Origin of the sequence: Nesterenkonia alba DSM 19423 (assembly GCF_000421745.1) — a bacterium.
GTDB lineage: Bacteria > Actinomycetota > Actinomycetes > Actinomycetales > Micrococcaceae > Nesterenkonia > Nesterenkonia alba.
Window position 1 is genome coordinate 171,129 of sequence record NZ_ATXP01000004.1, and the last position, 24,004, is coordinate 195,132.

The 24,004-nt window shown below is 62.3% G+C and carries 19 protein-coding genes; 12 read left to right on the forward strand and 7 right to left on the reverse strand.

All coding sequences use genetic code 11. The annotated features are described in order from the left end of the window. Positions 1-51: 51 nt before the first annotated feature. Entirely contained in the window at positions 52-1,605 is a 1,554-nt protein-coding gene (locus H578_RS0104855) for a leucyl aminopeptidase (protein ID WP_022872576.1), read from the reverse strand. A gap of 110 nt (positions 1,606-1,715) precedes the next feature. Here H578_RS0104855 and H578_RS13405 point away from each other — a divergent pair, with 110 nt between their 5' ends. The 3 genes from H578_RS13405 (at position 1,716) to H578_RS0104870 (ending at position 5,804) form a co-directional block, all read left to right on the forward strand. Beyond that, the gene (locus H578_RS13405) at positions 1,716-2,780 is read left to right on the forward strand and encodes a PAC2 family protein (protein WP_022872577.1); all 1,065 of its coding nucleotides are present in this window, start codon (positions 1,716-1,718) and stop codon (positions 2,778-2,780) included. A 109-nt stretch (positions 2,781-2,889) separates the two neighbouring features. Further along, positions 2,890-4,161: a DUF4192 family protein gene (locus H578_RS0104865; protein WP_022872578.1), complete on the forward strand. Its 1,272-nt coding sequence runs from the start codon at positions 2,890-2,892 to the stop codon at positions 4,159-4,161. A 203-nt stretch (positions 4,162-4,364) separates the two neighbouring features. Continuing rightward, a complete protein-coding gene (locus H578_RS0104870; protein ID WP_022872579.1) occupies positions 4,365-5,804 on the forward strand; it encodes an RNA polymerase sigma factor in 1,440 nt (479 codons plus the stop codon). A gap of 162 nt (positions 5,805-5,966) precedes the next feature. Here H578_RS0104870 and H578_RS0104875 read toward each other — a convergent pair whose 3' ends face one another. Then, a complete protein-coding gene (locus H578_RS0104875) occupies positions 5,967-6,173 on the reverse strand; it encodes a DUF7455 domain-containing protein (RefSeq protein WP_022872580.1) in 207 nt (68 codons plus the stop codon). A 135-nt stretch (positions 6,174-6,308) separates the two neighbouring features. Between H578_RS0104875 and H578_RS0104880 the strand changes: the two genes are divergently transcribed. From H578_RS0104880 to H578_RS0104895, 4 genes are all read left to right on the forward strand, one after another. Further along, positions 6,309-8,369 carry a DNA gyrase/topoisomerase IV subunit B gene (locus H578_RS0104880; protein ID WP_022872581.1) on the forward strand — a complete coding sequence of 687 codons (2,061 nt, stop codon included), beginning with the start codon at positions 6,309-6,311 and terminating at the stop codon, positions 8,367-8,369. 75 nt (positions 8,370-8,444) lie between these two features. Then, entirely contained in the window at positions 8,445-9,395 is a 951-nt protein-coding gene (locus H578_RS0104885) for a heme o synthase (RefSeq protein ID WP_245554912.1), read from the forward strand. 96 nt (positions 9,396-9,491) lie between these two features. After that, a complete protein-coding gene (gene adh / locus H578_RS0104890) occupies positions 9,492-11,015 on the forward strand; it encodes an aldehyde dehydrogenase (RefSeq protein WP_022872583.1) in 1,524 nt (507 codons plus the stop codon). A gap of 82 nt (positions 11,016-11,097) precedes the next feature. Then, positions 11,098-11,496 (forward strand): DUF779 domain-containing protein, encoded by a 399-nt coding sequence (locus tag H578_RS0104895; protein WP_022872584.1) that lies wholly within the window; start codon positions 11,098-11,100, stop codon positions 11,494-11,496. Positions 11,497-11,526: 30 nt separating this feature from the next. Here the strand turns inward: H578_RS0104895 and gdhA are convergent, their stop codons facing one another. Beyond that, positions 11,527-12,927 (reverse strand): NADP-specific glutamate dehydrogenase, encoded by a 1,401-nt coding sequence (gene gdhA / locus H578_RS0104900; protein ID WP_051130781.1) that lies wholly within the window; start codon positions 12,925-12,927, stop codon positions 11,527-11,529. Positions 12,928-13,027: 100 nt separating this feature from the next. After that, positions 13,028-14,272, reverse strand: coding sequence for an MFS transporter (locus tag H578_RS0104905; protein WP_022872586.1), 1,245 nt, complete (start codon positions 14,270-14,272; stop codon positions 13,028-13,030). A gap of 214 nt (positions 14,273-14,486) precedes the next feature. On the opposite strand from H578_RS0104905, the gene H578_RS13410 reads away from it, so the two are divergent. The 3 genes from H578_RS13410 to H578_RS0104920 are packed head-to-tail and all read left to right on the forward strand — an operon-like array spanning position 14,487 to position 19,366. Then, positions 14,487-17,402: a DEAD/DEAH box helicase gene (locus H578_RS13410; RefSeq protein ID WP_022872587.1), complete on the forward strand. Its 2,916-nt coding sequence runs from the start codon at positions 14,487-14,489 to the stop codon at positions 17,400-17,402. Continuing rightward, positions 17,395-18,615 carry a hypothetical protein gene (locus H578_RS0104915; RefSeq protein ID WP_022872588.1) on the forward strand — a complete coding sequence of 407 codons (1,221 nt, stop codon included), beginning with the start codon at positions 17,395-17,397 and terminating at the stop codon, positions 18,613-18,615. The genes H578_RS13410 and H578_RS0104915 overlap by 8 nt, the downstream gene beginning before the upstream one ends. 10 nt (positions 18,616-18,625) lie before the next feature. Then, the gene (locus H578_RS0104920; protein WP_028463953.1) at positions 18,626-19,366 is read left to right on the forward strand and encodes a polyprenol monophosphomannose synthase; all 741 of its coding nucleotides are present in this window, start codon (positions 18,626-18,628) and stop codon (positions 19,364-19,366) included. 9 nt (positions 19,367-19,375) lie between these two features. Here H578_RS0104920 and H578_RS0104925 read toward each other — a convergent pair whose 3' ends face one another. From H578_RS0104925 to H578_RS0104935, 3 genes are read right to left on the reverse strand one after another with little or no spacing between them, the layout of a single operon-like run. Continuing rightward, positions 19,376-19,717, reverse strand: a complete 342-nt coding sequence (locus H578_RS0104925; protein ID WP_022872590.1) for an RNA polymerase-binding protein RbpA — start codon at positions 19,715-19,717, stop codon at positions 19,376-19,378. A 58-nt stretch (positions 19,718-19,775) separates the two neighbouring features. Further along, positions 19,776-21,176, reverse strand: coding sequence for an SPFH domain-containing protein (locus H578_RS15875; RefSeq protein ID WP_022872591.1), 1,401 nt, complete (start codon positions 21,174-21,176; stop codon positions 19,776-19,778). A gap of 36 nt (positions 21,177-21,212) precedes the next feature. Then, entirely contained in the window at positions 21,213-21,698 is a 486-nt protein-coding gene (locus H578_RS0104935; RefSeq protein WP_022872592.1) for an NfeD family protein, read from the reverse strand. Positions 21,699-22,187: 489 nt separating this feature from the next. Between H578_RS0104935 and H578_RS13420 the strand changes: the two genes are divergently transcribed. Together H578_RS13420 and H578_RS0104945 are read left to right on the forward strand one after the other, a co-directional pair. Further along, complete coding sequence (locus H578_RS13420) at positions 22,188-22,628, forward strand: DUF3054 domain-containing protein (RefSeq protein WP_022872593.1); 441 nt, start codon at positions 22,188-22,190, stop codon at positions 22,626-22,628. A 181-nt stretch (positions 22,629-22,809) separates the two neighbouring features. Beyond that, entirely contained in the window at positions 22,810-23,997 is a 1,188-nt protein-coding gene (locus H578_RS0104945; protein WP_022872594.1) for an alcohol dehydrogenase catalytic domain-containing protein, read from the forward strand. Positions 23,998-24,004 lie beyond the last annotated feature (7 nt).

Here is a 24,004-nt window from a genome sequence, read left to right on the forward strand (position 1 = left end):
ACCGGATAGTGGTTTTCCTGCTGGTCAGACTATCAGCGCAGGGTGAGAGGATCAGGCCTTCGCCGCCGACTCCAGGTAGGTGATGAGAGTGCGTACCATCACCCCGGTGCCGCCCTTGGGGGTGTAACCCCAGGGACCTTTGCTGTTGAACGAAGGACCGGCAATATCCAAGTGGACCCACGGGATGCGCTGGGACTCTGGATCCAGGGCCTTCGGGTCAGCGCCGGGCTTCTGGCCGACGAACTCGCGCAAGAACGCGGCAGCGTTGAGCATGCCGCCCTCGCGGGCCCCGGTGTTGGTCAGATCAGCGACATCGGAGTCAAAGGTGGAGATGGCCTCTTCAGGAATCGGCATGCCCCACAGCGACTCGCCAGCCTCTTGTGCGGCGTCGACGAGGTCCTCACGCAGATCCTCAGCTCCCATGGCACCGACGGTTCGGTTGCCGAGGGCGATCATCTGAGCACCGGTGAGCGTGGCGATGTCGATAATGGCATCGGGGTGCTCTTCGCTGGCGGCGACGATACCGTCGGCCAGAACCAGCCGACCCTCGGCGTCAGTGTTGAGGACCTCGACCGTCTTACCGCCGTAGATGGTGATGACATCCTCCGGCCGCTGCGCGGTGGCCGAAGGCATGTTCTCCGCCAGGCACAGCCAACCGGTCACCTTCACCGGGAGGTTCAGCTCAGCAGCGGCGAGCACGACGGCGGCTACTGAAGCAGCCCCGGCCATGTCCAGTTTCATCGTGGTCATGGCGTTTGAGGGCTTCAGCGACAGTCCACCAGAGTCGAAGGTGATTCCCTTCCCCACCAAGGCGATGTGTGCCACCGGCCGGGACGGGGAGTGTTCCATGCGTACCATCCGCGGGCCACGGGAAGATCCCCCGCCGACCCCCAGGAGGCCACCGAAGCCTTCTTTCTGCAGATCTTTGACGTCCCAGACCTTGGTCTTGACCTTCGTGGACTTCGCCGCCTGCAGGACTGTCTCGGCGAAGGACTCCGGGTAGAGGTGGCTGGGCGGAGTGTTGACCAGGTCACGGGTAGCCCGGACCGCGTCACCGACGACCGCCGCCCGGGAGACCGCCTGTTTAGTGTGCTTGTCTTTCAACTCGGTCAGAACCGCGATCTCAGCAACCGGAGTCTTACTGCGAGCCTCCTCGCTGCCGCGGAAGTGCGGGAAGTTGTAGGCGCCCAGCACTGCGCCCTCGGCCACAGCCGAGACCTGCTCGACAGTAGCTGCCGGCAAAGCCAGTGCGACGGCGTCGGCTCCGGAGAGCTGCCGAACAGCGGAGCCAGCGGCACGGCGTAGGGCTTCAGGTGACACGCCGCCGTCGGGTTCACCGGTCAGCGGGCCAACGCCGATCAAGACCAGGGTCTCGGACTTGAAGCCGTCCACCCCGGGCAGGCGCAACAGCTGATCGGCGGAACCGGAGGCACCGAGGGCTTTGAGCGAATCGGCCACTCCCTTCGCGGCTTTATCCGCCAAGGGGTTGGGCAGCAATACTGGACCTTCGGGGCTCTTTGCCACGCCGAGGACCAGCGCATCGGCGTCAACCTTCTCGACGGCGGAGGACACTGCGGACACTGTGGGCTTGAAGTCGTTGATCACGTGACCGATCCTACTCACATTCACCACGATGTTCTCCCGGACGGGAATGAGACAGCCTCCACCGGGCGTTCTGTCTGCACAGCGAGCGGTCTTCAGTGAACAGGAGCCAGATGCACAACCACGACTTCGACTTGTTGCACCTCAACGCCGTCGAGGCCGAAGAGGGGCAAGACGCCTCCTCCGAGGTAGTGCTGCACGAGGTGGCGCAGCAACGTAGTGCCCGGGGTCCGGCGATGTTGGTGTCTATTGCCGGACATACCGATGCCGGCCGACTCTCCGAGCAGCTTTCTGAGTACCTGCTGGCCACCCTGCCGAACCGTCAAGTGGCTAGCTTCGATGTCGATGCGATTTTCGATTACCGCTCGCGTCGGCCGCAGCTGACGTTTACCGAGAGCCGGTTTTCTGATTACCGGGGCCCCGCCCTGGAGCTCTACGAAGTGGAGGACTCGCTGGGGCGGAAGTTCCTGCTACTGACTGGAGACGAACCGGACTTCCAATGGGAACGGATCACCGAGACCCTCATCGAGCTGGTCAAGCAACTCGGCGTGCGGTTGACCGTGTTCACCGATGCTCTGGGATTGCCGGCTCCGCACACTCGCCCCTTGGGGGTGACCGCGCACGGTAATCGGCCTGATCTCATCGAGGGGATCTCTACCTGGCAGCCGAATGCACATGTCGAAGCCGGCCTGGTCCAGGTTCTCGAAGCCCGGCTGGATGAGAGTGGACATGACGTCGTCGGCTACACCGTTCACGTTCCCCACTACCTGGCTGCGGGGAAGTATCCACCGGTGGCTGTTGCTGCCCTGGAGTATGCCGGGGCCGCCGGTGAGCTCATGCTGCCCACTGACGAACTGCGCGAAGCCGCCCGGATGGTGGACTCGGATATCTCTGAGCAGGTGTCGCAGAACCCGCAGATTGCCGCAGTGGTTGAACAGCTCGAGCGTAACTTCGACCAGTACGCCACGCCGCAGCAACGGTCTCTGCTGGTGAAGGACAATGAGGCCGTCCCCGACGCCGAGGAACTCGGCGCAGCGGTGGAGGAGTACCTGCGGACTCAGCCTGGCGACGTGATTTTCGGACAGGCAGCGCACGACGACGCCGAAGCCCCCAGTTCTGAGACTGATACCTCAGAGGACACCCCACCTGAGGATGACTCCGGGGACACCAAACGCTGAGTCCTGCGTTTTCCACACCCGACCCGGTGCAGTGGGCGCCACGCCGAGGCCTCCACAGCAACGCCTCACTGACCAGCGAGGGGGAACGTGGGCGCCGCAGCCTGGGGGCATGGATCACACCACAGAACCCCACATGTGGGATACACAGACATCCCCCGCTGTCCGGCTTCACCACCCCGGTGACGCCCTAGCCCTGGTGCAGCATGTCTTCGGGCACATCCCGCGCCAGTCACTGGTCCTCATCGGTGTTACCGGTGGCACCAGCGGTGGACATTTACGCATCGACCTGCCACCGGCCCTCGACCACCCCCAGATGATGGCTCAGCGTTGCGCGCAGTGGCTTGCCGGAGCGGATGCCTCACCGGTGCCCCAGGCCTGTCTTGCCATGGTCTTCGACGAGGATCCGCCCCGTTGCGGCGGTTGTACCCTCGATGAACTCCTCGCGGCACTGCGCGAGGCTCTTGAGCATCTCGGCGGCATCCGTCTGCTTCACATTTGGCACGTCACCGGGGGTCGTATCCGCGACTACGCCTGCCAGGATCCGCAGTGCTGCCCGCCCGAGGGTCATGCCATCAGCACGGTGCTGGAACAGACCTATACGCGATTGCCCCATCTGGCTCCGGTGGGGGAGACCCATACACCGGAGGAAATGCTTGCTGAGTACCTGGCCCCCAGCACTGCGCTGTCCTCGGATCAAGTGGAGGGTGTGGTGCAAGCGGCCCAGGCGGCTGAGGTTCAGCACTGTGAGGCGGTGCTCACGCTCTGGGACGCGGCCCTGCGCCGCAGTTGCCGTGAACAGCACGCCGGTTGGATTCATACCCAGCCGCAGCGGACCGCTCCACTATTGGCTACGCTCCGTCGTTCCGTGGTGGCTGACTGGCTCAAACCGCTCGCCACGATGGGTTATCTCACCGCACTTGCTGGCGCGTACCTGGATCAGGTCACTGGCGAAGGCGTCTGCGTGAGGCAGGACTACCTCCCTGCGGTGATGGAACACCTGCCCGATCGGATCACCGAGGAGCAGGCAGCCCAACTACTGGTCGATTGCGCGGCTGCAGCCGAAGGAGCAACTCCGCATCCACCCGATTGGCTCCGCGTGGAAGCTCTTGACCTCACCCTGCGGGAACTGTTGCCCTATGCCCAGGGTTATCAGCGCCAAACCATCCTCTGCTTGAAGGGGTGGATCGAATGGATTCGCGGTCGGGGCTCAGTGGCCTCTGTTGCGGTCGAAACGGTACTGACAGAAGCACCGGATAGTACACCGGCGACGGCGTTGCGTCGCCTCATCGCTCGGTACCCGGTCTGCGACTGGGCCCGGGTGAAACGGCACAGCTACAGCTGGTGGGCGGCCAACGGTAGGGTCCCGGGACAACAGCGCTGAGCAGAGATGATCCGGCGCGCGGAAGAAAAGTTCGCGTTTCGGGAATGCCCGGGGGCGCAGTATCGTTGGCACTCGCACAGAAGACCCTGCAGACCCGGCGAGGAGTGCATCCTCCACACGGGACTTGACAGGGTCATAGGCGTGTTGGGCATGTCTTCATAGATACCCGGTGCGCCGACCCCGTCTACGGACGGGGCACCCAAGTGTCGAGTCGGAAGGTCATCGTGCCCACTACTGCGTCAAAGACTGAGGAAGAGACTCAGGTCCCCGAGGCTGAGAAGAAGAGTGCCTCCGCCAAGGGGAGCACGCGCTCGTCCGGGGGGTCGGCGAAGAAATCATCGACGACCAGCTCCCGGAAGAAGGCCAGTTCCACCTCAGCTGGCTCGAAGGCGTCCCGGTCGAAGGCCGCCTCAGCGAAGAAGACCTCCACGAAGAAAACCGCAGCCGGGACATCTTCTGCCGGTGCCAAGAAGACCGGCGGACGGAAAAAGACCGACGCGGTGGACGAGATCCTCGCTGAAGTCGAGCAGGAGGAACAGCAGGAAGAGGCCCAGTCACCCACTGAGGCGCTGGAGTCGGCTGTGGCCAAGGCAGAGGATGCCGGTGAGGACGCTTCCAGCCTGGTCGATACAGACACTGGGGAAGCTGAGGAGGAGTCGACCTCCGGGCGGGGCTTCGTCATCTCCAACGCTGATGACGACGACGCCCCTGCTGTCCAGGTCGTTTCTGCAGGGGCAACAGCCGACCCGGTCAAGGACTACCTGAAGCAGATCGGGAAAGTCGCGCTGCTGAACGCCGAACAAGAAGTTGACCTCGCGCTGCGGATCGAGGCCGGCCTCTACGCAGAGCACAAGCTGAAGACTGAGACCATCAAGGACAAGCGTCTCAAGCGCGATTTGGAACTCATCGTCGCTGACGGCAAGAAGGCGAAGAACCACCTGCTGGAGGCGAACCTCCGCCTGGTGGTCTCCCTGGCCAAGCGCTACACCGGCCGCGGCATGCTCTTCCTGGACCTCATCCAGGAAGGAAACCTCGGTCTGATTCGTGCGGTGGAGAAGTTCGACTACACCAAGGGCTTTAAGTTCTCCACCTACGCCACCTGGTGGATTCGTCAGGCCATCACCCGGGCCATGGCAGACCAGGCTCGCACTATCCGCATCCCGGTGCACATGGTCGAGGTCATCAACAAGCTGGCCCGCGTCCAGCGTCAGATGCTGCAGGACCTCGGGCGTGAACCGACGCCGGAGGAACTGGCTGCCGAGCTGGATATGACCCCGGAGAAAGTCGTCGAAGTGCAGAAGTACGGCCGCGAGCCGATCTCCCTGCACACCCCTCTGGGTGAAGACGGTGACTCGGAGTTCGGTGACCTCATCGAAGATTCTGAGGCCGTTGTTCCCTCAGATGCGGTGAGCTTCACCCTGCTGCAGGAACAGTTGCACTCCGTGCTGGACACCCTTGCCGAGCGGGAGGCAGGTGTGGTCGCCATGCGCTTCGGTCTGACTGATGGCCAGCCCAAGACTCTCGATGAGATCGGGAAGGTCTATGGCGTGACCCGCGAGCGTATAAGGCAGATAGAGTCCAAGACGATGTCCAAGCTGCGTCACCCCAGCCGTAGCCAGGTTCTCCGCGACTACCTGGACTGAGTTGGTGCTTCAAGCGCGTACGTGGCGTGCACGCTTCGTGGCAGGCAAAGCTTTGCCCGCCTTCACGCCTGAAGACATGGTCACCCAAGGACTAGCGGGATACGGTTCCCGAGTATGAAAAATGCCCCGGCACAACTGCCGGGGCATTTTTCATGTGACCATTCAGCTGATGCGGTCTGATTCGTCCACCCACTGGGTGGTCTTTGGCCGCAGGCTGGTTTCCAGCTGCCGTGCATGGTGATTGCAGAACAGCAGAATTCCGCCGGAGGCGAGCTCGGCACGCACGTAAGCCTGGGCGCCGCAACGGTCGCAGCGGTCCAGAGCTGTCAGCGTGGGCTGTGCCTCAAGAGTGCCCGTGGTGCTTGTCATCCGTTCGCCTCCTAGCGCATCGGGATATCGATCTCGCCCATACAACCACGTCTGCGGCCAGATTCATCCCTTTTTGGCCCTCCTCAGGCGCGCCGTTCGCCCACCGCGTACCCTCCTGGCTAGGCTGAGCGGGTCATGGCACAACGCGACGAATACAGCGCTCGGCACCTCTCCGTCCTCGAAGGCCTCGAGGCGGTACGTAAACGTCCCGGTATGTACATCGGGTCCACCGACTCCCGTGGACTCATGCACTGTGTCTGGGAGATCATCGACAACTCCGTGGATGAGGCGCTGGCGGGCTATGCCTCACAGATCACCATCACCCTGCATCCCGATGACTCGGTCGAGGTTTCTGACGACGGCCGAGGCATCCCGGTCGACATCGAACCCCGCACTGGCCTGTCGGGACTGGAAGTCGTCTTCACCAAGTTGCACGCTGGAGGCAAGTTCGGCGGAGGCTCGTATAACGCCGTCGGTGGCCTTCACGGCGTCGGCGCCTCGGTGGTCAACGCACTTTCAGCCCGCCTCGACGCGCATGTCACCCGTGGCGGTAAAGTCCACCAGCTCTCTTTCCGCCGCGGAGAGCCGGGCACCTTCGCAGGTGCCGGTCCCGACGCCGCCTTCACTCCCGCTGAGGCCGGTTCACCATTGCAGGTGGCGGGTAAGGCCAAACGTGGCGCCACGGGGACCACCATCCGCTACTGGGCAGACCGGGAGATCTTCACCCCGGATGCCGCCTTCGACGACGCAGAGCTGGCCACCCGTGCCCGCCAGACGGCCTTTTTGGTACCGGGACTGCGCATCACGGTCCGCGATCTGCGGGGCGCCGAACCCACCGAAGAAGTGTTCCAGTATGACGGCGGTATCAGTGAGTTCGTTGAACACCTCAGCCCCGATCAGCCCGTCACAGACATTTGGCGCATCCAGGGGCACGGCACATTTAGCGAACGCGTGCCCGTCGACGGGACGATGACCGATGTAGAGCGCGACTGTGAAGTTGATATCGCCCTGCGCTGGGGAACCGGTTACGACACCACCGTGCGCAGTTTCGTCAACATCATCGCCACACCCAAGGGCGGAACACATTTAAGCGGTTTCGAACAGGCCCTGCTCCGCACGTTTCGCAAAGTCGTAGAAGCCAACGCACGTCGGCTCAAAGCCGGCAACGACAAGCTGGAAAAAGACGATGTCCTCGCGGGACTCACCGCTGTTGTCACCGTTCGGATCGCCGAACCGCAATTCGAGGGCCAGACCAAGGAGATCCTGGGGACGCCGGCGGCACGCCAGATCGTCTCCAAGGTCACCGCCCGGGAGGTGGAAAAGCGACTGACCTCCACCAAGCGCGCCGAAAAACAAGAATCCTCCGTGTTGCTGGAAAAAGTCGTCGCGGAGATGAAGTCTCGCATTTCAGCTCGCCAGCTGAAGGAGACCCAACGGCGAAAGAACGCGTTGGAGAATTCCACGATGCCGGCCAAACTCGTCGAGTGCCGCGCCAAGGACGTCGAAGCCAGCGAACTGTTCATCGTGGAGGGGGATTCCGCTCTGGGCACCGCCAAGCTGGCCCGCTCCTCGGACTACCAGGCTCTGCTACCCATTCGCGGCAAGATCCTCAACGTCCAGAAGGCCTCGGTCTCCGACATGCTGTCCAACGCCGAATGCGCCGCTCTTATCCAAGTCATTGGTGCCGGCTCGGGCCGCAGCTTCGACCTGGAGGCCGCCCGCTACGGAAAAGTGGTGTTGATGACCGACGCCGACGTCGACGGGGCCCATATTCGCACCCTGCTGCTGACATTGTTCTTCCGGTACATGCGGCCGATGGTCGAGGCAGGTCGGGTCTTCGCCGCGGTTCCTCCACTGCACCGTGTGGAGATCATCCATTCCGGCAAGAAGCCCAATGAGGTCCGCTACACCTACAGTGAGGCCGAGCTGGTGACGTTACTGGCCGAACTGGAGAAGGAAGGCCTGAAATACAAGGAACCCATCCAGCGATACAAGGGACTGGGGGAGATGGATGCCGATCAGCTCTCCGAGACCACCATGGACCCGCAGCGTCGATCCCTGCGGCGGATCCGAATTGAGGATGCGGAGGCTGCCGAGCGAGTCTTCGAACTGCTGATGGGAAGCGTCGTCGCGCCTCGGAAGGACTTCATCATCGCAGGGTCCCAGGCTCTCGATAAGGACCGGATCGACGCCTGATCGATAGTGTCTGTGGCCTCACGTAGCAATTCTTCTACGTCACGTAGAAAACGGTACACTGGAGCGGTGACCGAACTGAGCACTCGTGGCGTGGAGGCCTCGCCGAAACCAGCCTCCCCTCGCTGGGCAGGGATCAAGCGCAAGGCCTCGGCCTATCTGGCTCTTACGAAGCCGCGGGTCATCGAGCTGCTTCTGGTGACGACGTTGCCGACCATGTTCTTCGCCGAGCGTGGGGTCCCGGATCCGTGGACTGCCGTGGCCACGATGGTCGGCGGTGCGTTCGCCGCAGGTTCTGCGGGTGCGTTCAACTGCTACATCGACCGAGACATGGACCGGTTGATGAACCGGACGAAACGGCGCCCACTGGTCACCGGAGAGGTCACGCCACAGGAGGCCCTGGTCTTCGCCTCGGTCTTGGGCGTTCTGGCCCTGGCGATCCTCACCTTCGGGGCCAATTGGCTGGCTGGAGCGTTGGGTGCGGCAGCCATCTTCTTCTATGTGGTCGTCTACACCCTGGTGCTGAAGCGTCGGACCGAACAGAACATCATCTGGGGTGGTATCGCCGGCTGCTTCCCGGTACTCATCGCCTGGGCCGCTGTCCGCGAGACGATCGAATGGCCGGCCGTGGTGCTGTTTGTCATCATCTTCCTGTGGACCCCGCCGCACTATTGGCCGCTGTCCATGAAGTACCGCACGGATTACCAGACCGCCTCGGTGCCGATGCTCGGTGCTGTGGCCAGTGCTCGTACGGTCTCCGTCCAGGTGGTGCTCTACGCCTGGGCCACAGTCATCTGCTCGCTGCTTCTGGTTCCGCTGGGCTGGGCCGGGATCACCTACACAGCCATCGCCGCAGCTGCCGGAGGGTGGTTCATCTGGGAATGCCATGTGCTCTACAACCGGGCACAGCGGGGCAACCTCAAGGACAAGGAAGCCATGAAGGTCTTCCACCTGTCCATCCTGTATCTCACCCTGCTGTTCATCGGCCTCTGGCTCGATCCCTTCATCGGTGCACCCCTGATGGCCTGAGCACAGGGGTAAACGCCGAGGGGTAGACCTGCACCTGAAGTGGGTTTACAGTACCTCTCAAGAGTGATTTATGTCACAACTTTGAGAGGAGTCATCATGACTGTCTACGCGCAACCAGGGACTGAAGGCAGTGTGGTCAGCTTCAAGGACCGTTATGACAACTACATCGGCGGGGAATGGGTTGCCCCGGTCAAGGGCCAGTATTTCGAGAACCCCACGCCCGTGACGGGGAAGACGCTGGCAGAGGTCGCCCGCTCCACCGCTGAGGACATCGAAGTCGCTCTGGATGCCGCCCATCAGGCCGCTCCAGCCTGGGGAAAGACCTCTGTGGCAGAGCGCGCGGTGGTACTGAATAAGATCGCCGACCGCATTGAAGAGAATCTCGAAATGCTCGCGGTGGCCGAGACGTGGGAGAACGGGAAACCGGTCCGCGAGACCTTGGCCGCGGATCTGCCCTTGGCGGTGGACCACTTCCGTTACTTCGCTGGGGTGATCCGTGCCCAAGAAGGTGGTATCAGCGAAATTGACTCCACCACCGTCGCCTACCACTTCCACGAGCCGCTCGGTGTGGTCGGCCAGATCATCCCGTGGAACTTCCCCATCCTCATGGCAGTGTGGAAGCTGGCACCTGCTCTGGCAGCCGGTAACGCCGTGGTGCTCAAACCCGCGGAGCAGACGCCCACCTCGATCTTGCTGCTGATGGAACTCATCGGGGATCTCATCCCGCCAGGTGTGGTCAACGTGGTCAATGGTTTCGGCACCGAAGCCGGAGCTCCGCTGGCCTCCAACCCCCGCATCCGGAAAGTTGCCTTCACCGGAGAGACCACAACCGGCCGGCTCATCATGCAGTACGCCAGCCAGAATCTCATTCCGGTGACCCTCGAGTTGGGTGGGAAGTCTCCCAATATTTTCTTCGCCGACGTCGCCCGCGCCGATGACGCCTTCTACGACAAAGCACTCGAAGGCTTCACCATGTTCGCGCTGAACCAGGGGGAGGTGTGCACCTGCCCCTCCCGGGCCCTCATCGAAGACAGCATCATGGATGAATTCCTTGAGGCAGCGGTCGAACGGACCAAAGCTGTCAAGCAGGGCAACCCCTTGGACACTGAAACCCAAGTGGGGGCACAAGCTTCCAATGACCAACTGGAGAAGATCCTCAGTTACCTGGACATCGGGCAGAAAGAAGGAGCCGAAGTGCTCACCGGGGGAGCGAAGGCCGATCTCGGCGGGGACCTCTCGGGCGGGTACTACGTGGAGCCGACGATCTTCCGCGGGTCGAACTCCATGCGCATCTTCCAAGAGGAGATCTTCGGTCCGGTGGTCTCGGTCACCGGCTTCAGCGATTACGACGACGCCATCTCCATTGCCAATGACACTCTCTACGGCTTGGGTGCCGGGGTGTGGTCACGCGAAGCCAACATCGCCTACCGTGCCGGCCGGGATATCCAAGCCGGACGAGTGTGGACTAACTGCTACCACCAGTATCCGGCGCATGCAGCCTTCGGTGGGTACAAACAGTCCGGAATTGGCCGGGAGAACCATCTGATGATGCTGGCCCATTACCAGCAAACCAAGAACCTGCTGGTCAGCTATTCAGAAGACAAACTGGGTTTCTTCTGAGGTGGACCGAAGCGGAGGTCGCGCCATGACGCGGCCTTGGCGATAATCCTTCGCCGCTGAAGAGAAAGGACAAAGAACTGCCATGGGTGCTGAGCGTGTCGCCATCACGGAGGAAGCTGCCGATCTGCTGCGTCGACTCCGCGACGAGCACGGCCAGCCGCTGATGTTCCATCAGTCCGGGGGATGCTGCGACGGCTCAGCACCCATGTGCTACACCCAGGGGACCTTCCTCACCGGCCCGCAGGATGTCCTGCTGGGGGAGCTTCAGCCCGGTACTCCGGAGCCGGTGCCGGTCTGGATCTCCAAGCCCCAGTTTGAGTACTGGTCACATACCCACATCACTATCGATGTGACCGAGGGTCGAGGTTCGGGATTCAGTATTGAGGGCCCGACCGGGAAACGATTCATCGTCCGCTCTCGGCTGTTCACTGAGGATGAGCTAGCAGAGCTGGAACCGGTTCGCTACGGCACCACCGGTTGAGTGTCACTGAGGGGAGCGTCAACGGTTACCTCAGATCACGCCCTGGGCGATCATCGCATCGGCGACTTGGGTGAACCCGGCGATATTGGCCCCGGCCACATAGTCCCCGTCGATTCCGTACTCCTCCGCGGTGGCGGCACACCGGGCGTGAATGTTTTCCATGATCTCGGCAAGCCGTTGCTCGGTGTACTCAAAGCTCCAGGAATCCCGGGTCGCATTCTGCTGCATCTCCAGGGCTGATGTTGCGACCCCGCCCGCATTGGCAGCCTTTCCCGGTCCGAAGAGCACTCCGGCCTGACGCAGCACGCGGATCGCCTCCGGGGTGGTGGGCATATTAGCCCCCTCGGCCACTGCGGCGACACCGGCACGGACCAATGTGGCGGCGTCGTCGTCATTGAGCTCATTCTGCGTGGCACAGGGTAGGGCGACGTCGATGTCGTGGCGTTCAGCCACCGCCCACACTCGGCGCTCGGGGAGAAACTCGGCTCGGGGTCGCTGCTGGGCGTAGTCGGCAATGCGACCCCGTTGGATTTCTTTGACCTCACGCAGCAGGGCCAGATCGATACCTTCGGGGTCGTAGACCGATCCGGAGGAATCCGAGGCGCCGACGACGACGCCACCGAGTTCGTGGACCTTTTCAATCGCGTAGATCGCGACGTTCCCTGACCCGGAGACCAGCACAGTGGCCCCATCGAAGGACCGGCCACGGGTGGCCAGCATGTGCTCGGTAAAGTACACCGTTCCGTAGCCGGTGGCCTCGGTGCGGACCAGTGAACCGCCCCAGGTGATGCCCTTGCCGGTCAGGACACCGGATTCGTAGCGGTTGCTGATGCGTTTGTATTGCCCAAAGAGGTAGCCGATCTCCCGGCGACCAACCCCGATATCCCCGGCGGGAACGTCCACCCGGTCACCTAGGTGCCGGTATGCCTCGGTCATAAACGATTGGCAGAAACGCATGATCTCTGCGTCACTGCGCCCCTTGGGGTCGAAGTCGCTGCCGCCTTTACCGCCACCGATGGGCAGACCGGTCAGTGCATTCTTGAAGACCTGCTCGAAGCCGAGGAATTTCACAGTGCCCAGCAGCACATCCGGGTGGAAGCGCAACCCGCCTTTATACGGTCCCAGCGCGGAGTTGTACTGGACGCGGAAGCCTCGGCTGATGTGCACTGTACCGTCGTCGGCAGTCCACGGGATGCGGAAAATGATCTGACGTTCAGGCTCGCAGAGCCGCTCGAGGATCGAGGCGTCAACGTATTCGGGGTGCCGGGAGAGGACCTTGGGCAGCGAGTCGAAAACCTCCCGAACCGCCTGGTGGAATTCGTGTTCACCGGGGTTCCGGCTGATGACTTGCTCGTAGACCGTCTCGATCCTCGCCGCGCTGGGGGTCACACGTATCCTCTCTGCAGTGCTGATTCCATGATGCGGAATCATGCTAGCTGGTGCGCGGGCACACAGGGGCGATATACCGGATACTGAGACGGCGTCGTCGTGCTGTGTTAGTCGAGTCGTACTGTGTCAGTCGAGTACCGCGTCAGTCGATGAGACCGGCCCGACGCCGGGTGCTTCGGTTGGCGTGGTCGGAATACCGGGGCAGCCATCGCTGCATTCCGGCAGCGGCCAGTGGACCCAGAGTGGAGGCGGCCCACACCCCGGCTGCCAGCGAGCCCAGTGCCGCCCCGGCAGAGAGAATCAACGGTCCGGAGCCCAAGCCAATATCGGTCAGCAGTCGCCAGGCACCCAAGAACTGGGGGCGCGCTTCAGGTGGGGAGACATCAGAGGAGATCGTCATCATGATGCCTGAGCCCCAGCCGTTGGCGAAGCCCAGCAGCATGGCGACCACCGCAAGCCCGGCGGCGGTGGAGGTTAAGGGGAATAGGGCCATGGCGATACCGAGCATGGTCATGGCGGGCACCCCGACCCACAGCCTCCCCAGCCGGTCCATGACCTTGCCTGCGGGGTAGAACAGCAACATATCGATTCCGCCAGCGAGGCCGAAGAGCAGGGAGATCGTCGTGGGGTCGAGCTCGATGTATTCACCCCAGAGGGGGATGACCTGCTGGCGTGCACCCCGGATCGCGCCGACGAACATGCCCACTGTGCCCAATGTCGCCAGCATCCGCCGGTGCTCTTTCAGCACGGACCAGAATCGCGGCGTTGCTATCTGCTGGGTCGCCGAGGCACGGGGAGCTTCTTCTGTGGTCCCGGTCGGTCGGGCCAGCCACACGGTGACCGTGGCGGCCAGGGCAGTGACTACCGCCAGGAGGAAGACCGCGCGCATATCGAACAGGAAAATGATGCCGGCACCCAGGAACGGGCCAATGAACTGCCCGATGCGGTGGACCCCACCGAGGGTGGAGAGCACCGTAGCTCGGTGGAAGGCGGGGGTAACGTCGGTCAAATAGGAATGCCGTGCCAGGTGGAAGACCGCATTTGATGCACCGACCAGCAGGACCGCGGCCGCCAGGGTGATGACCGAAGGTGCCAAGGCGGCAGCGAAAAACCCCAGGGCGGCCACGGAGCCGGCCACCACCATCGCTGGGCGATCCCCGATCTTCGCGGCGAGTTGACCGGCAGGTAGATCCGCCAGGATTTGGCCCAAGGGCAGCATGGCGGCCACAACACCGGCAGCAGCCAGGGTGGCTCCGCGTTCAACACTGTATGGGGCAATGATCGGCAACAGTGCGCCGATGCCGGTGGAGAAGATGAATGCAGGCACCAGAGCCCCCAGGACGACATCCCGGAATGGGAAGGTCGGCTGGCTGACTGGTGTGCTCACAGCCCTAGACTCTACTCCTTCTGAGCGCATTTAGTTGCCTCATGCAATAGTTCGACACGCTGTGCGAGAAACTCCCAGTCAGCGAGGGGAGTGGCGGCTGTGATCCGCCGCTGTGGTCGGTAGGGTGGGAACGCGGTATCCGGCGGACCCGGGTGCTGTATGGATCGCGCAGTAAATTGACCGCGCAGTGACGACGACGGGAAGCGAGGCAGTGATGAGCTCACCGGCCGAACGCTACGCACAATCCCGCCGGCGAGCCGCCGAGGCGAAGACCCGGCTTGGTGCCTTCCGCGCGGAACAGGCCTTCGAACTTGATCCCTTCCAGTTGGAGGCCTGCCGGCACCTCGAGGCCGGCAAAGCGGTCCTTGTGGCTGCTCCCACTGGAGCGGGGAAGACGATCGTGGGGGAGTTTGCCGTCTACTTGGCCCTGGCCACGGGCAAGAAGGCTTTCTACACCACACCCATTAAGGCGCTGAGTAATCAGAAGTACCAGGAACTGGTGGCCGACTACGGGTCCGAGCGGGTTGGGCTGCTGACTGGTGATACGTCGATTAACTCCGAAGCCGACGTCGTGGTGATGACCACTGAGGTCCTGCGCAATATGCTCTACCAGGATTCAGCGACTTTGCAGGATCTGGGCTTTGTGGTGATGGACGAGGTCCACTACCTTGCCGACCGGTTCCGGGGGGCGGTGTGGGAGGAAGTCATCATCCACCTGCCGGAACGGGTTCAGGTGGCAGCGCTTTCGGCCACGGTGTCCAATGCCGAGGAATTCGGCGATTGGCTCGACACGGTGCGTGGGGAGACCGCTGTGGTGGTCTCCGAGCACCGGCCGGTGCCGTTGTGGCAGCACATGATGGTCGATCACCGTCTCTTTGACCTCTTTGTCATCACCGAAGAGTCCAACACCGCACCGGAGTCCACTCAGGTCGTCAACCCGGAACTGCAGCGGCTGATCCAATACCAGCAGGCGCCTGAGTCGCGGCGTTCTGGCGGCCACCGCGGCCGGGGACGTGGGCGCCGCGGACCGCGCCGGCAGTTTGGCTCCAGTGGTAAAGATGTCTCGAGGTTGTCGGGTTCCCCGGTGGGGGCCCGGAGGTTGAGCCGGCCGAAGATGATCCGGACACTGGATCGTGAGGGTCTGCTGCCTTGTATTGCGTTTATCTTCTCGCGGGCCGGATGTGAGGCCGCCGTGGAGCAGTGCCTGCACCAGGGCATACAGCTCACCGATCGGCAGGAGGCCGCGGAGATCGCTTCCCGCGTGGAGGAGATGGGGTGGGAGCTGCCGGCTGAAGATCTCGCCGTGCTGGGTTTTGATAATTTCCGTGAGGCTCTCATTAATGGCGTGGCCGCTCACCACGCCGGGATGCTTCCGCCGTTTAAGGAGCTGGTGGAGAATCTCTTTGCCGAAGGGCTACTGAAGGTGGTGTTCGCTACCGAGACCTTGGCCCTGGGTATCAATATGCCGGCTCGAACGGTCGTGTTGGAGAAGCTCGACAAGTTCAATGGGGAAACCCACGTGGATATCACCCCGGGGGAGTACACCCAGCTGACCGGGCGAGCCGGTCGTCGGGGCATCGATGTCGAGGGTCACGCCGTGGTGGTGTGGCAGCCGGGTATGGATCCTCGTCAGGTCGCCGGTTTGGCTTCTAAGCGCACCTACCCGCTGAACTCCAGTTTCAGTCCCAGTTACAACATGGCGGTCAATCTCACGGCCCAGTTCGGACGCCGCCGGGCCCGCACCATTTTGGAGTCCAGCTTTGCCCAGTTCCAAGCGGATAAGTCGGTGGTCGGCTTGGCGCGGGATGTGGCGAAGCGGCAGTCCTCTCTGGAGGGTTATGAGCGGGCAATGCAGTGTCACCTCGGGGATTTCCGGCAGTACGCCGAGTTGCGTCGTCGGCTCGCCGAACGGCAGAAGGATCAGGCCAAGGCCCGTACTCGGCAACGACGTCGGGAAGTGGTCCGTGTGCTTGCGGCACTGGAGCCCGGCGACGTCGTTGACGTTTCGGGGCGTCGCCGGATGGGCAGGTGCCTGGTGGTGCACTCGGCACCGGAACATGACCCCCGTCCGGCGGTGGTGACCGAGGATGGCAAGCTGCGCACGCTGACGGTGGAAGACTTCAAACAGCCGCCGGAGGTGATTTCCTCGATTCGGTTGCCGCGTAAACCGCAGGTCAAAGTGCCGAAGATCCGGCGTGATTTGGCCAGTTCGATGCGCGCTGCACTGCACGACCGGGTTCCGCCCCGGAAGAACGCACCTAAGCCCGGGTTCGGGTTTGTGGAGCAGGAGACTGCCGAACCGGCTGAGGAGATAGAGCAACTGGAGTCTGCGCTGCGTCGGCACCCTTGCCATGCGTGCAGTGATCGGGAGGAGCACGCCCGGTGGGCTGAGCGATGGTGGGCGTTGCAGCGGGAGACCGACTCGCTCAAAGCCAAAATTGACCGGCGCACCGGCTCCATTGCCAAGACCTTTGACCGGGTGTGCGGTGTCTTATTTGAACTGGGACATCTGCAGCCAGCGGATAACGAGCGGTTGCCGAATGCTGATCCGCTGCCGGAGGAGTTCCAGGCTGAGGAATTCATTGTCACCGAGCGGGGACAACGGCTGCGGCGTATCTATGGCGAACGTGACCTGTTCACCGAGATGCTTGTGGACCGTGGAGCACTGGGGCGCTTGAGTGCCGTGGAGCTGGCGGCTTTTGTCACGGTGCTGGTGTATCAGGCCAAGCGCGAAGACGAAGGCGCGATGCCGCAGATGCCCACTAAGCCGCTGGCTCAGGCGGTGCGCGCTGCCTTGGAAGTTCACGCGGAGTTGGAGACCCTGGAGAAGCGCCACCACCTGGAACCCACCCAGGCCCCGGAGCTGGGTCTCGCCTTGCCGATGTACCACTGGGCCAGCGGGAAAAGTCTGCGTGCTGCGCTGGAGGATTCGTCCTTGGCGGCCGGTGATTTCGTCCGATGGGCCAAGCAGTGCATTGATGTGCTCGATCAGTTGAGTACCGTACCGACGGTGTCGGCGAAACTCAGTTCCCGCTGCCAGGAGGCGGTGGATCTCATTGCTCGGGGAGTGGTGGCCTACTCCTCGGTGGCCTACACCTCAATGGAAGAGGATTTCGATTCAGATGACTAAGCCCGTCCGACGTCCTGCCGAAGATCCCCGTGTGTTGTTCAATGGCACGATCCACTCCACGGCGGAACCTTACGCTGAGGCGATGGTGGTGGAGAACGACCAGATCGCCTGGTTGGGTTCGGATGAGACGGCCGCCCGTCTGCAGGAGGATCGGATGGCGGTTCACGACCTGCAGGGGGCTTTGGTCACTCCACCTTTCGTGGGGTGGATCACTGAGGACGCGGTCGACGACGTCGGCAGCGCAGTTGGTCTCACCGAGCGGTTGGATGCCGCGGCGGCTAGCGGCTATGGAACGGTCCGGCTTGAGGTCCGTTTTGCCGCCGAGGCTATGCACACCGAGGACGTGGCACCGGAGTCGTTGATGGTTGCCTGCTACCGCAGGGGTCGGGACCACCCGGTTGATGTGTACCCGGTGGTGAGTCTGCAGGGCATCACTGATCCGGCTGGGGCTGAGGGCCTGAAGCCGCTGAACATTCTGTTGTCGTTGCTCAGTGACGAGGCCGCCTTGTGGGAGGAGAGTGCCCCGGGCCGGCCCGTTGCTGTGGGGCTGAAGTACACCGAGGTGGCTGGCAATCTCATTGGGGTGCGCACCTGGATGGCGGAGGAGTCTCGTCAGCTGCTGCTCGATGTCAGTGATGCGGATCCGGCGGCGGTGGTCGAGGATATCGTGGCCACAGGGGAGCAGTTGCGCCAGTTGCGGCTGAGTCCGGGCCCTGCGACACCGACCGTGTTGATGAACTTTGATTCTGCTGACCGGGGGCACTGGGAGGCGTTGTTGAACACCGGTGTTCATGTGGTGGCTCGGCGCCAGGTTCATATGGCGACTGCGCTGAGCGTGGGGGTGCCCGTCTCTGTTGCTCCTGTGGAGGGGGAGAACCCTTGGGGGTTGGTGTCAGCCCATGCGCAGGCTGCTGAGGATGCGGTATCTGTACGGGCGGCGTTCAACGCTCAGAGCCGGGGGGCGTTCCGCTCTCTGCCGGAACGGCAGAGTCCGGGTGGGCAGCTGAACCCTGGTGGCTCTGCTGCGTATGTTGTTTGGGAGGCGGATGCTCTGGGGGTGCAGTCGCCGAATGAGACGGTTGCGGCCTGGAGCACGGATACTCGGGCGCGCACGCCTTTGCTGCCGTACTTGGAGGGTGATGATCTGCCCCGCTGGAAGATGACTGCTTTGGCAGGTGTGGAGTGGGCGGCGTCGTCGGCTGTGGCCGAGTAACGTGGTGTCCATGAAGATCCTCACGGTCATTCCCACTTATAACGAGATTGATGCCCTGCCCACCACGATGGACCGGTTGCGCGCTGCAGTTCCGGAGTCTGATGTGCTGGTGGTTGATGATGGCAGCCCTGATGGCACCGGGGAGTTGGCTGAGGAGATGGCTGCTGCTGATGAGCAGATTCACGTGATCCACCGGCCTATTAAGGATGGTTTGGGGGGTGCCTATATTGCTGGGTTCAAGTGGGGCCTGCGCCGGGATTACGACGTTTTCGTGGAGCTGGATGCTGATGGCTCGCATCAGCCCGAGCAGTTGCCTGATTTGTTGGCCAAGATCGATGAGGCGGATTTGGTCATTGGTTCGCGCTGGGTTCCGGGGGGTTCTGTAGTGAACTGGCCGTTACGCCGAGAGCTCATCTCACGTGGGGGGAGCTTGTATTCCCGGACCATGCTGGGGTTGAAAGTGCGGGATATTACCGCCGGTTTCCGGGTGTTCCGCCGTTCCACGCTGGAGGATATTGATCTGAACTCTATTGAGTCTGTGGGGTATGGCTTTCAGGTGGATATGACGTTCCGGGTGGCGTTGCAGGGCAAGGTCATCACTGAGGTGCCGATCACGTTTGTGGAGCGGACCTTGGGGGAGTCGAAGATGAACTCTGGGATTGTTGTGGAAGCGGTGACGAATGTGACCAAGTGGGGCCTGGGTGCACGCGCAAGGGCCCTGGCCACTAAGGCCAGGGCCCTCACACAGTAACGGAGTGGGTTAGACCTTCTCGCCGCGGCGCTCCCGCAGGATTTTCAGCCGGTCTTGGAGAATTTCTTCGAGTTCTTCCACGGAGCGGCGTTCCAGGAGCATGTCCCAGTGGGTACGTGCCGGCTTTTCCGGCTCTTCTTCGGGTTTTTCCCCTTCGGCGAGGACGCCGACTTTTCCGCTGGGTGCCGTCCAGGTGGGGGGCACTTCGGCGTCGGAGGCGAAGGTGACGGTGATTTTCTCACCGTCTTCGCAGACGTACTCGACGTCTTGCCGGGGGGCGGGTTCGACACCCTGCTCAGTTTCCATGGACTGGGCGCCCAGGCGCATGCCGCGCAGACTGCGATCGCTCATCGTGTTTCCTCCAACGTGTCGGCGGTAGGTCGTATCCCGTTGTTCAACAGTTCAGCCGCTACTGGTTATTCCGTGGGGGTTGTTGCCCGTAGCCTTGCTGACCCTGCTGGTCGGGGGTGTCGGGCTGCTGGCGTTCCCAGCTCGGGGTTTGTCCGATGGCCTGCTGTGCCGACTGGGAGGGTGCGCTGTAGTCGCGCTGTTGTGGTTGTTCACCCTGGGGTGCCTGGGGTGTTTCCAGGCTGGGGTCGGCCTCGGGTGGGGCGCTTTCGGCCACTCGCTTGAGCGCTTCAGCTGAGTCTTCCTGCAGGCCGCTTACGGAACTACCGGCGGCTTGAGGGTTGCCGTGCTCGGCGCGACGGGCTTCCTCTTCGAGCTCTTCGGAGCTGACGTAGTGGGGGTTGTCGTCGGTGATGGAGGTCGTCCGGGCGGATTCAGCCAGGTCAGCGATGGCGTCGGAGATGGCCGGTTTGCCTTTGCGTTCTTTGGCTTCGGCTTCTTTCTCTTTGCGGCGCTGCCGGAGACGTTCCAGGCGAGCTTGGCGTTCTTTTTCTCGGTCTTCCCAGGAGCGGCCGTCTGCGCCGTCTGTCGTCTCACCGGAGAAGGCACCGGAGAGGCTCTTGAGGGCTTCGCCGAATTCTCCGGGGATGACCCACATGGTGTTGGAGTCGGATTTGGCGATTTCCGGCAGGGTCTGCAGATACTGGTAGGAGAGCAGCTCCGGGCCGGGCTCGGAGTCGTGCACGGCGTTGAAGACGGTCTCGATGGCCTGGGCTTCAGCGTTGGCTGCCAGGATGCGGGACTGTGCTTCACCTTCGGCCTGCAAGATGGCTGCTTGACGCTCACCTTCGGCGGTGAGGATGGCCGATTGCTTGGAGCCTTCGGCGGTGAGGATGGCGGCACGGCGGTCCCGCTCGGCGCGCATCTGCTTCTCCATGGAGTCTTGGATGCTGTGCGGCGGGTCGATGGCCTTCAGCTCAACGCGGGCCACGCGGATTCCCCAGCGTCCGGTGACTTTGTCGAGTTCGCCGCGGAGCATGGAGTTGATTTGGTCCCGAGAGGTCAGGGCCTCTTCCAGGTTCATTCCACCGACGACGTTACGCAGGGTGGTGGTGGTCAGCTGTTCAACGGCGACGATGTAGTTCTGGATTTCGTAGGTCGCAGCTTTGGGGTCGGTGATCTGGAAGTAGACCACGGTGTCGATGGAGACGACGAGGTTGTCTTCAGTGATGACCGGCTGCGGGGGGAAGCTGACGACCTGCTCGCGCATGTCGAGCAGGGGGAGTAGGCGATCAATGAAGGGGACGAGCAGGGTGAGTCCGGGGCCTTGGGTGCGCTGGTACTTCCCGAGTCGTTCGATGATGCCGGCGCGGGCCTGCGGGATGATCCGTACCGCTTGGGCCAGGATCACCACCACAAAGATGACCAGCGCCAGGAGTACGACGATGAGTACGAATTCCATGGTGTCCGTTCCTGTCGCGTGTTGTTATCGGGTGGGTCAGGCTTGTCGTGTCTGTGGATCGTTCCATTCGATACTGGGTGCTGGCTTGAGGTAGACGATGGCACCGTCAATGGATTCGACAACAGCGTGGGTTCCGGCTTCGATGGTGTAGTTTCCGGCGGCCCGCGCACTCCAGGTGTCTCCGTCGACTTCGGCCAGGCCTTCGGTCGCGGTAACAGTTTCGATGGCCTGCGCTTCGGTCCCGGTGAGGCGATCCACGTTGGTCAGCTGGTCTTCGGGGCCCTTCTTGAGGTGTTTGAGCGCGATAGGGCGGACCGCGCCGATCATCAGGAGGGCGACGACGCAGCCGATGATGATTTGCAGCCACCAGGCTCCGCCGGCGAGGGCGACGGTCATCGCAGCCACAGATCCGGCCGCCAACATAATGAACAGCAGGTCCAGGCTGAAGACCTCGAGGACCAGCAGGATGAAGGCCAGGGAGAGCCATGCGGCCCAGAGGTTCTCGCCGAACCATTCGATCATTGCTGGCCTCCTTACGTGTCCTGGAGTGTGTCTACCTTCACGCTCCACCCTATCGACCCGGCCTGACACAGTCGACCGTCCCCGTCAGACCTGTGGAAAATACGACGAGGTACGGGGATGATCGGACAAGCTGTGGTGACGAGGCCGCGGCGCAACCACGCTCTGTAACGACCCGCAGGGCTCATATCCTCTTGTCCGTGGTGAGTACTTGAGGACTGAACGGTGGCGCGCAGATGATCGGACAAGCTATACCTCGTAGGCCTCGGCAGAGATAGACCTTGTAACGACCCACAGGCCCCAAACCCTCTTGTCTGTAGTAGTGAATGGAGACCTGTTGGTGCAGGAGATTATCGGACAAGCTGTGGTGACGAGGCCGCGGCGCAACCACGCTCTGTAACGACCCGCAGGGCTCATATCCTCTTGTCCGATAATCTACATTATGTCAACTTAGCGAGATCAGGGTATGCCTTGTCCTACTACCCTGGTGCTATGGCTGATAGCTCCGGTGACCGCGAGGTTGAGATCTTCCGCTCCCCGATGGATTACTCCGTGGGTGTCACGGCGTCGATCTTCGGCCTGGATGCGGTGTTGGTGGTGATCTTTGCCGCGTTGGGTAATCGCTCCCACCAGACGGGCCTGGCCCCTGTCGACATTGTTTCTACAGCCTGGCCGTTCCTGGTGGGTTTGGTGGCGGCCTGGTGGCTGAGTTTCACCTGGAAGCATCCGTTGAATCTGTGGCCTTGTGGTGTTTTTACGGTGCTTGTCACAGTCGCAGTCGGGATGATGCTGCGTTATTTTCTGACTGATGGCGGGGTTCAGTTGAGTTTCATTGGGGTCGCAACGGGGACGCTGTTGGTCTTTCTGCTGGGCTCTCGCCTGCTTTTACTGGGTCTCGTCCGTGCTCGGCGTCGGTCCAGGGTCACGCCATGATGTTGACATAACGACGACGCCGTCACTCCCCTCATGCTGTGTCGAGCCTGCCTTCTTGACTCGCCTCTGACCTGCGGAAACTCTGATGCAATAGCCGGGTGATGTCCAGTCGGCTGCAAGGTCTAGCCCCCTAGGGTGGGAATCGTTGTCCTGGATTGCACCCGACCGCAGGAGGCGGAGGATGAAAGCAGTCACGTGGCAAGGAACCCGGAAGATGTCCGTGGAGACTGTCCCAGATCCTACGATTCAGCAGCCTAACGACGTCGTCATCGAAGTGACTTCTACCGCGATCTGCGGTTCTGATCTTCACTTGTATGAGGTCTTGGGGCCGTTCATGACCGAGGGTGACATCGTCGGTCATGAGCCCATGGGGCGTGTCGTTGAAGCCGGCCCGGAGTCCAATCTGCGGGTGGGCGATCGCGTCGTGGTCCCCTTTCAGATTGCGTGCGGGGGGTGCTTCTACTGCACGCAGGGGCTGATGACCCAGTGTGAGACCACCCAGGTCAGCGAACACGGCATGGGCGCTCGCCTGTTCGGCTATTCGCAGCTCTACGGTGCAGTTCCTGGCGGACAGGCGCAGTACTTGCGGGTTCCGCATGCCGACTTTGGTCCTATCAAGGTCGGTGAGGAACTCCCCGACCACCGATATTTGTTCCTTTCCGATGTGTTGCCCACGGCGTGGCAGGCGGTGGCCTATGCGCAGCGTCAGCCTGGCGACAGTGTTGCGGTGATCGGTCTGGGTCCGATCGGTCAGTTCTCGGCTCGCATCGCCAAGCATCTCGGGATGACTGTCTATGCGATCGAACCAGAGCGTGAACGCCGCGATATGGCTGCCCGGCACGGGATCCTCGTTTATGACAATACGGAGGACTCGGTGACGGCGATCCGTGATGCCACTGAAGGGCGCGGCCCGGACGCGGTGATTGACGCCGTCGGGATGGAAGCGCACGGTGACATGCAGTCCGCTGGTGCGAAATTCGCTCAGCTGACGGCGCAGTTTCTACCGGAGAAGCTCAGCCAGCCGATGATGAACACCGTGGGTATGGACCGATTGGCCGCGCTATACACCGCTATCGATCTGGTGCGTCGCGGCGGTACCGTCAGTCTTTCCGGTGTCTATGGTGGGCAGGCCTCTCCCCTGCCGATGTTGACTCTGTTCGACAAGCAGATTCAGGTGACTATGGGGCAGGCGAATGTGCGGCGTTGGGTCGATGAGATCTTGCCGCTGGTTGAAGACCCCACCGATCCCCTGGGTGTCGATGATTTCGTCACTCATCACCTCCCCCTGGACCAGGCACCTGAGGCTTACGAGATGTTCCAGAAGAAGGAGGATGGCTGCATCAAAGTGGTCCTCGATCCGAGGGCATGAGCCACCG